This window comes from Lysinibacillus sp. VIII_CA, from assembly GCF_049943995.1.
GTDB classification, from domain to species: Bacteria; Bacillota; Bacilli; order Bacillales_A; family Planococcaceae; genus Lysinibacillus; species Lysinibacillus pinottii.
In genome coordinates this window covers 1-2188 of record NZ_JBNFXM010000056.1, presented here as the reverse complement: position 1 = coordinate 2188, position 2188 = coordinate 1, and the positions used below count along the sequence as shown (strand labels likewise).

Here is a 2188-nt window from a genome sequence, read left to right as displayed (position 1 = left end):
TCGCGTGTTAATTGGCATTCCAATTAACAAGTCTGTCTGATTTGTCATTTGATTTAATAAAACAATATAAATACTTAACCATACACGATATGAGCTAACTTGATTTACCTTTGAAAATTGTTCTATAAGGTTAGATAAAGCTGGTCTTATTGGATATCGTAAAGCTCCACCTTGATATGTTTTTATAAGTGATTTTGCTTTACTTGTTGGAAATGCACTCCTCGATAAGGTGCCTTCTAACTTTGTACGCCAATATTCCCCAGATTCTAAATACTTCACTGTTCCAATATAATTTAGATGTTTATGTAAAAGATTTTCAAACATCCATATTTCATGCGTATTTTTTTCTGTTTCAACGGTTGTATCTAATGAATAAGCCAGTTCTAAGTCACGTAGCAATAGTCCTAAACTCCAACCATCAAAAATAATATGATGAAACAACATGTAAAGGAGATATTCATTTGGTCCCAATTGATACAGTTGAAAACGAAACAACTTATCTGAGGTTAGATCGAATCTTGTGTGAAGATTTGATCTTAAAGAGTCGTCCAACTTTTGTTTTCGTATGCTGCTAGGATAGGAAGACCAATCATAAAAATCCAAGTCAACATGAACTTTTTCTTTCCTTATTTGCTTCAGACCGTCATTTGTAGGTACAATGTTCATTTGTAAAGCTACGTGCTTCACTACAATATATTCCAATGCCTTTTGAAGTCTTATAAGATTTAAGTTACCTTTTAATTGTATAGAAACGGGTTCATTATAAATGCCAGCTTCTATATCCATTTGATTTGCCAACCACATTACTTTCTGGTTTTCTGTTACATCGTAAAGTGCTTCGTCCATCCACTGGGGGTTTTCTAGTTTTAAAAATTGCTTCACATTGTTCCTCCTTATAAATGTAAAAATTACCCACAAAATATTCAGGGAATTTAGATGTTTATTATGTTAAAATCGTATGTTTTTTGCATTTATAAAATAGAAGAATATAGGATCATATCACCCCAAAAATCACTTCTTTTTTTATTTTGGCTGCTTGTATGGAATACATATAATCGTACCTAAATCTCTAAGAAACGATCAATATAATATACAAAAAACATAGATTCAGCAAATAATCTTCTAGTTTGCTCACTGCACCATGAATAATTTTACTTACATAACTTATCAAGGTGTAAATATAATGTGTTTTTTAATACAACTACACAAGCGATAGAACGCTAATGGCTAACAGTATATACAAACAACAAATAATTGTCAATTAAATGAAAATATGTATTTTTTTACTTTATAGTGTTATTGTTTTTTTCTAAACGTAGTTAATTACGATAGGGATTACTATTATGCCGAATTAAGTGGAGAACGTGCGTAAAAACTGAAGATAGAGAGATTGCGAAAGAAATTATTCGTATTTTCAAAGAAAGCTGTAACAATTACGGTACTCATAAAAAAATCATGAAAGAAGTAAATTACCCCTGACAAAAACAAGTATATCGCTGTCGGAGTATTCCTTTAATTAACGAAAAATCTTAGTTGAAATGTCATGTTCTCCACGCATTGAAGCCTAATATCATCATTAGATTAGTCTTACAAAAAAATTAAAAATTATTAGTATTGTCATTTTTTTAAAAAAAGCATATATTGTGGTATTCAAAATAAATATTAACTGCACTTTATTACTTATGCTAAATTGGGGGTAACAATTTGGAAAATGGCTTTCAAAAATATGAAACTTTAGATGAAGTGCTACTAAATACAGTTAATCAGAAATCGAACATTCAACAATATTCTGAAAGTTCTAGTTCTAGTTCTAGTTCTAGTTCTAGTTATAGTTGTAGTACTAGAGGACGAAAACCAATCTCTGATGAAAAAATCGAGTTAATTAAAAAGCTGCATTTAAAGGGTCTCTCCATACGTTCTATTGCTAGTATAGTTAGGGTGGGATTAGGTACGGTACAGAAATACCGAAAATGAATGATAGAATTAAGAAGACTATAAGGAGATGATGGATGATGAACACTAAATTCTCAAAATTAAGCAAAAAAGGACTGAGTGCTGCCCTATTAGCAGCCGGAATCACAGGGATTTCGACAGCTCCAAATGCATATGCGCATGGATTTGTTGAAAAACCAGCTAGCCGAGCAGCGTTATGTACTCAAAATTATGGAGCACTTAACTTAATGTGTGG

Annotated in this window: 2 protein-coding genes and 1 pseudogene; 2 read left to right on the top strand and 1 reads right to left on the bottom strand. The window is 31.4% G+C overall.

The window, feature by feature from the left end; genetic code table 11:
• Positions 1–882 (bottom strand): condensation domain-containing protein (locus ACP3VS_RS24115; protein WP_426390269.1); only part of this gene is annotated, 882 nt, incomplete at its 3' end.
• 822 nt (positions 883–1704) lie between these two features.
• On the opposite strand from ACP3VS_RS24115, the gene ACP3VS_RS24110 reads away from it, so the two are divergent.
• Together ACP3VS_RS24110 and ACP3VS_RS24105 are read left to right on the top strand one after the other, a co-directional pair.
• Complete coding sequence (locus ACP3VS_RS24110; protein WP_426390268.1) at positions 1705–1974, top strand: helix-turn-helix domain-containing protein; 270 nt, start codon at positions 1705–1707, stop codon at positions 1972–1974.
• Positions 1975–2009: 35 nt separating this feature from the next.
• A pseudogene (locus ACP3VS_RS24105) lies at positions 2010–2188 on the top strand (lytic polysaccharide monooxygenase); the annotation flags it as partial.